The sequence below is a fragment of the Candidatus Jordarchaeum sp. genome, assembly GCF_052745115.1.
Genome location: NZ_JBRAKS010000219.1, coordinates 1 through 6,483, shown reverse-complemented (window position 1 = coordinate 6,483; position 6,483 = coordinate 1). Strand labels below are relative to the sequence as shown.

Genomic DNA, 6,483 nt, shown 5'->3' with positions numbered 1-6,483 from the left:
AACTCGGAAAAGAAATTTAAAGAGGGGGGTGACAAATGTCTATGATTTCTACAAGGGTTAAACCTCAATAAACTTCTTAAAAATCCTGTCTACACTTATGCATCATCTGATATTATTATCAACATGGGAGCGGACAATTTTAGCGATGTTTACGGAGTAAAATCTACGGTTGTTACTTTCTTTAACATCTTGCCGGGTTTTTTACTGAAAAAGCCTATCATTCTTTTAGGGGAGTCCATTGGACCTTTCAACCATGTTTTTACAAAACTTGTTGGTAAATTTGTTCTGAATAGTGTTGACTTAATTGTTGTACGCGAAGATGTTTCACTTGAATATTTAAAATCAATTGGAATAAAAAAACGAATTTTTCTCACAGCCGATCCCGCCTTTCTACTCAAACCAGCACCAAACACTAAAGTTGAAGAAATTTTACTAAAAGAACAAATACCCAGAGAGTATCCTCTAGTAGGCGTTAATATTAACGCCTATGGTTCAAAAAAGGCGTTTCCAAGCATAAAGGAAATTGATAGAAAATATGAGGAATACGTTATAGTCATGGCCAAAATAGTAGACCACCTAACCGAAAAGTTTGGTGTTAAAGTTTTACTTGTCCCTCATATTATTGGTCCTGGAGAAGAGAACGATGAGCGAATTATAGCAGAGAAAGTGTATTCCCGTGTAAAGAACAAAGATAGTGTGTTTTTAATCAGAGGAGAGTATCTTCCTAGCGACATAAAGGGCGTAATTAGGCGTTGTGAGATGTTTATAAGCTCTAGGTTGCACCCTCTGATAGCCGCTGTTTCTACAAATGTTCCTTCAATTGGTTTGGCGTACAGTCACAAATTTCATGGAGTAATAGGAAGAAGGTTAGGACTTGACTACATTATAGATTTAAGAAAACATCGCCCGGAAGAATTGCTACCCTTACTAAAACAAAAAATTGATTTTCTGTGGAATAACAAAGACAATATTCGAAGAGAACTAAGCGAAAAGTTTCTGAAAATAAAAGAATACGCATTAACTAATTTTAAACTTGTTAAAAAATTCATAGAGTTAAGAGATGAAAACGTCAAATTTAATAATGTTGAGGATATTTGGAGTGAAGGTCTTTGCACTGGCTGTGGAGCTTGTTCTGCTGTCTGTGAAAACATTGCTATTGAGATGAAAAAACATCCAACGGTCTTTATGCTCCAAAACTAGACGCCTCAATTTGTAAAGAGTGCGGTCTTTGTATTAAAATCTGCCCGGGACCTTTAGTAGAATTTGATGAACTGAACAAACTTGTGTTTAATAAAATTTCTGAGGATACGCTTCTTGGCAATTTTCTAAGATGTTACGTTGGCCACGCTACTAACTATGAAACTCGCTGGAGAGGCGCTTCGGGAGATCTTATCTCAGCGCTATTGGCTTTCGCCCTTCAAGAGAAAATTATAGATGGTGCATTGGTCACTAGGATGAACAAAGAGAAGCCTCTAGAGCCAGAGACAATAATCGCCAAATCTACTCATGAAATACTGGAAGCAGCAGGATCCAAGTACTGCCCTAGCCCAACGAACACAGCTGTCAAAGAAATATTAAAGGTAGATGGAAAATATGCATTCGTAGGACTCCCATGTCATATCCATGCCATAAGGAAAATGGAGAAAAACAGTAAAAAATTGAAAAACCGAATAGTTCTACATCTAGGACTATTATGCCATTATTCCCCTACCTTTACAGGAACAAATGTTTTACTCAAAAAAATTGGTGTAAGTAAAAATGAGGTAGATAAATTGAGTTATCGTGGGGAGGGATGGCCTGGTAGCGTACTAGTAAAAATGAAGGATGGCGGAGAGAAAAGGCTACCCTTCACCGAAGCTTTGGGTGTGCTTTTCAGCGGCTTTTTCATTCCATGGAGGTGCACTATGTGTTTCGATGGAGCATCCGAGTTGGCAGACCTCTCTTTTGGAGATGCTTGGCTTCAAGAAACCAGCGGAGACAAAATAGGCTCATCCTTGATAATATCAAGAAATGAGATAGGTGAAGGACTTTTGCAAGTCGCAAAATCAAAGCGGGTAATCCGTGTTCAGGAAATAGGCAGGGACAAAGTATTAAAAATGTGTAGCAGGATAATCGCTTTTAAAAAGAAGCAGATCATGGCGAGGCTCAAACTTTTAAGTTTAATCGGAAAAAATCATCCCGAATATCATACCAAGACACTTAAACCAAGCGTTTTGAGCTACTTTAAGGGAATCTTTCAGTACGTGTGTATTAGCCTGTCAAATAATAGATTCGTTTACAGTTTTCTAAAGTATGCTCCATTCCTTCTACTAAAGTGGCTTAGAATGTTCACCCAAACTTTTTTCTGAAAGCCGCAAGATGCCCGCATAAAGGGGAACCCACATTTTCTCTACGCAAATTAAGTTTAATATCGCGACGAAGGAGATTCTACGATGAGTTGATTAAGTAGCATGAAACTGTGGTTAAGTAGAGCGATTTGAAGGCCAAGAAGAATTATTTAGAGGAAGTAAACTTTTAATAATTGTAAATTTGTTAATTCTTATCAATCCAATGAGTGATGATGGACGAAATGAATAAAACTTTAGGAAGAAATTTGACGTTTAAAAGTCGTGTTCTGGAATTTGTGGAGACCAAGCCACAATACGTTTTATACTTGTCTATAGCCATCTATACGGTTGTCTTCTCATATTTCACTGTGATTAAGCATTTTGCCTTTGAAACCTACGCCGGTGATCTGGGCATATACGAGCAGAGTCTTTGGTCAACGCTAAGGTATGGACTTTTCTTCTATAATACTCCCGAACTAGGTGTTCATTTTGGTTACCATTTCGCCCCCATATTTTTCCTTCTTCTCCCCGTCTATAGTGTTTATCCAAGCCCTCTGACCCTTCTGGTTTTGCAATCCTTCTTCCTGGCTTTGGGGGCGATTCCAGTTTTCTGGCTTGCACGTGACGAATTAGAAAGTAGCAGGGGGGGATTGGTTTTCGTGTTTCTCTACTTGTTGTATCCTCCTCTTCAGGGTGTTAACTGGTATGATTTTCACCCTGAGTGCCTGGCGCCCTTTCTTCTGATCGCGGCATTCTACTACTTCAGGAAAGAGAAGTTTGTTAGATATTTTGTACTCATCACGCTTGCAATGATGTGTAAAGAGTTAATACCATTTATCATTGTGTTCATGGGAATCTATGGATTCTGGATAAATCGCAAGAAAATTGTGAATCTGCTTGTTTTTAATCCTAAAGGGTTCTTAAAAGATAAAGGTATTTTATCCTCGCTTTTAACAATATTCGCAGGGTGTGTGTGGTATGTTTTGTCAGGAATAATAATGAACATGTATAGGATTACCCCGTATAATCCTTATAAGAGTTGGTTCTACTTAGGGGGGAGCTTAGTGGACATATTGACTACAGCTATTACTAGTCCTTTATACGTTCTTCAATTAGCGTTTACACCGTTCTACAGCAAAGTTATCTACCTAATTGTGTTATTTGGCCCTCTTGCATTTCTATCATTTCTGAATCCCCCCTCTTTGCTCATATCTTTACCATGGCTTGGACCGTCTTTAGTTTCCCTTTTGCCCAATCACTTCCAACCAGTAGGAACCCAATACCCAGCTCTTTTAGTCCCTTTTATTTTTATATCTGCGGTCTACGGCTCCAAGTTTATAACTCCTGTAGTGAGGAGTTTAGCTCTAAAGACGTTTTCGAATAATCCTATAATGAATAGAATAATGAAGAATAAATTTGTAAGAAGAAAAGCACTCTACGCAGCTAATAATCCCCTTGAAATGACACTAATTCTGTTGCTGGTGTTTAGTATTATTTTCTGTATCGGTTGGAGCCCACTAGGAACCTTTCCAAAGGTAACGTTTCATGATCAAGCACTCAAGATGATCGTATATACAATTCCTCCCTACTCTAGTGTGGCAACACAAAACGAAATTTTTCCACACATAGCCCACAACTTAAACGCCTATCCCGTTTATCATCCCTACATTGAATACGATTATATACTTGCAGATAAAACCAGCATTTTCTACTACCTACCACCAATATTTGGGCAGTACAGTAGTCCGGTTCCCCCCCTCGCCTTCAGCTCAGTTGTACCTGAATTGATCAGTAACGGAACCTATGGGATTCTAATATCGGTGGATGGGATAATGTTACTTAAAAGAGGATACACAGGTCCCGCTCTAATAAATCTTTAATATTTAAAGTGTGCACTTACGAATTAATTAAAGGAGATAAAAGTGTTAGACAATAAAAACAATGCTGTTGAAGTCTCTGTTGTGATCCCGTTTTATAACGCACGCGAAACTCTTAAAGAGTGTCTCGATTCCCTCCTTAATCAAACTTATCCTAAGAACCTTTTCGAAATAATTCTTATTGACGACTGCTCCACGGATGAAAGTGGCGAAACATTAGAAATAAATGAGGCTTTAAAGAATGGTTTTAATCTAAAACTAGTCCGCCTTTCTAAGAGAAGCGGACCAGCAGCAGCTAGAAATCAAGGTATAAAAAAATCAAGGGGAAAGATTATAGCCTTTACAGACGCGGATTGCATTCTTGATAGAAAATGGCTAGAAAATTTGGTTCAAAGTTTTAAAAATAGGATAGGCGGAGTTTTTGGTGAAACAAAGACATTCTCAGAAGATGTTTTAATCTGGCCGCTAGTTCTAGCACCTATAACTTCAAGTTTTAAATATACGACATGTAATATAGCCTATTCCAAAGATGTTCTTGCCGAGGTAGGTTCTTTTGATGAACGTTTTAAGGAACCATTCAGAGAAGACACGGATTTAGCATTATCAGTTATAAAAAAAGGTTTTCAGATAGAGCGTAATCCAAAGGCCGTTGTATACCATCCCGTTCGAATTCAATCCACCTCTCAAATTTTACATACGGCTCTTAGATACCAGTATGATAATTTGTTATACAAAAAACACGCTAATTCAATTTCTTCGGAAACTTCACGTTTTTTAATGCCCTACGTCGGCCCTTTTTCCCCGATTGGTTTAGCTTTTATCTTAGCTTTTATCATGTTAACTGTAGGACTTTTACACAACTCTATTCTAAGTCTGATACTTTTTCTAGGTTTAATAGGGTGTTATCTGATATTTTTTATTGCTTACGGATACAGGTTTGTATCACTTGAAAAATCTCCGGTACCATTTTCTCTAAGATTAAAATGCGCGGCGACTATGCCCTTTTTCATTACGTTATTACTTATTGCCCGACTTTATGGAAGCATAAAATTCAAAAAATTTTTGTTATAACCCTCATCCCCCAACCCTCTTATAGATTAATAGATTATCCATTTTTTTAGCAACAATCATTACTCCCCTGCAAAATCTCTCTATTTTGGCGAAAAATTCTATCAAGCTATCCAATACAATTTTGGGAAGGAAATTTATTCTATTTATCATGAATATCGGATACATGAAGATTGGTGCAATCATAATTATTTCTAAAATTTTGAATCCTGAGCGAACCAATAAATTTATACATTCCACTTTGTTTAATTCAAATAAATGCTCTTTTCCAGAGAGGGTATCCCCTTTTATCTCTTTTTTTTTGAATCAGTTCTTTAAATTGGGAAAAGGATTTCCGCCCAAGAATTCTAAAACTATTTACTGTAGAAAATATGAGAGTACCATTCTCATTTAATACACGTTTTAATTCTGCAAGAGCTTTTTCTGGCCTATTAAGATGCTCTATTATCTCTAAGAACAATACGCAGTCGTATTTGTTATCAGTTATAGGAAGAGCCAGAGCACTGCCCACCACAAAATCGATATTTTCTGATCCCACTTTCATCCTACGTGCTTTCCACCTTGAATACTTTATAAGACTAGGTCTAATATCTACCCCCACGACTTTATAACCTTGAGCTGCCAAGCGAGTAGAAAAATTTCCCTGAGCACACCCAATATCTATTATCCGGGCCTTACGCGAAATATTTTTTCTCACCAGATTAATTGCGAGCGAAAAGCGTTCCTGATATCTGTAACTATCCCAATTCCACTTTTTATTAAACAACCTCTCATTCTCATTTTTATACATCATATTCATTTTTTCTTCGGTTAAATCCTTTAAAGCATCCATTGAATTTCACCTAGAATCTGACATACTCCCCGTGCTGAAGCATCGGGGGTTCTACGCTACATGTAGTAGCGTAGGGTGTGCCATCGCCCTGTTAATGACCCCCGCAGGGATTGGTTCTCCCTGAGCGAGTCCTATATTCACACAGCCCACAGCGTCTCTGTGAGCTATATTCGGGAGCGGTTGTGGGCTACTTTGAACAGTGTTTGTTTCTGTCCGTGTGTTGGTGTCAGTTGGAAGGTGTTGGTTCTCCTCATAAGAGTAGCCTCTTTTTTCCCGTATAGTTGGGGTGGTGGGTTTTTCTTCAGCTTCACACGTTTACTTTTTTTCGATATTTAAACCTCTCGCAATTTATCCCACCTCTAAAGCTATGCATTACCCA

The 6,483-nt window shown here is 37.9% G+C and carries 5 protein-coding genes and 1 pseudogene; 4 read left to right on the top strand and 2 right to left on the bottom strand.

Annotation, left to right across the window (positions count from 1 at the left end):
• Window positions 1-93: 93 nt before the first annotated feature.
• The 4 genes and pseudogenes from ACUVXA_RS14150 to ACUVXA_RS14135 all read left to right on the top strand — a co-directional run.
• Window positions 94-1,200, top strand: a pseudogene (locus tag ACUVXA_RS14150) (polysaccharide pyruvyl transferase family protein); the annotation flags it as partial.
• An 83-nt stretch (window positions 1,201-1,283) separates the two neighbouring features.
• Complete coding sequence (locus ACUVXA_RS14145; protein WP_445871926.1) at window positions 1,284-2,348, top strand: Coenzyme F420 hydrogenase/dehydrogenase, beta subunit C-terminal domain; 1,065 nt, start codon at window positions 1,284-1,286, stop codon at window positions 2,346-2,348.
• A 221-nt stretch (window positions 2,349-2,569) separates the two neighbouring features.
• Entirely contained in the window at window positions 2,570-4,207 is a 1,638-nt protein-coding gene (locus ACUVXA_RS14140) for a DUF2079 domain-containing protein (protein ID WP_445871925.1), read from the top strand.
• A gap of 42 nt (window positions 4,208-4,249) precedes the next feature.
• On the top strand, window positions 4,250-5,275 hold the full coding sequence (locus ACUVXA_RS14135; RefSeq protein WP_445871924.1) for a glycosyltransferase: 1,026 nt from the start codon (window positions 4,250-4,252) through the stop codon (window positions 5,273-5,275).
• Window positions 5,276-5,522: 247 nt separating this feature from the next.
• On the opposite strand, the gene ACUVXA_RS14130 is transcribed toward ACUVXA_RS14135, so the two are convergent.
• Both ACUVXA_RS14130 and ACUVXA_RS14125 read right to left on the bottom strand, forming a co-directional pair.
• The gene (locus ACUVXA_RS14130) at window positions 5,523-6,104 is read right to left on the bottom strand and encodes a class I SAM-dependent methyltransferase (RefSeq protein ID WP_445871923.1); all 582 of its coding nucleotides are present in this window, start codon (window positions 6,102-6,104) and stop codon (window positions 5,523-5,525) included.
• Window positions 6,105-6,268: 164 nt separating this feature from the next.
• On the bottom strand, window positions 6,269-6,415 hold the full coding sequence (locus ACUVXA_RS14125; RefSeq protein WP_445871922.1) for a hypothetical protein: 147 nt from the start codon (window positions 6,413-6,415) through the stop codon (window positions 6,269-6,271).
• Between the last annotated feature and the right edge of the window lie 68 nt (window positions 6,416-6,483).

Bases quoted from the DNA above. Each gene is read 5' to 3' on its own strand.
- ACUVXA_RS14140 (WP_445871925.1), top strand. From the start codon at position 2,570: ATGAATAAAACTTTAGGAAGAAATTTGACGTTTAAAAGTCGTGTTCTG.
- ACUVXA_RS14130 (WP_445871923.1), bottom strand. From the start codon at position 6,104: ATGGATGCTTTAAAGGATTTAACCGAAGAAAAAATGAATATGATGTAT.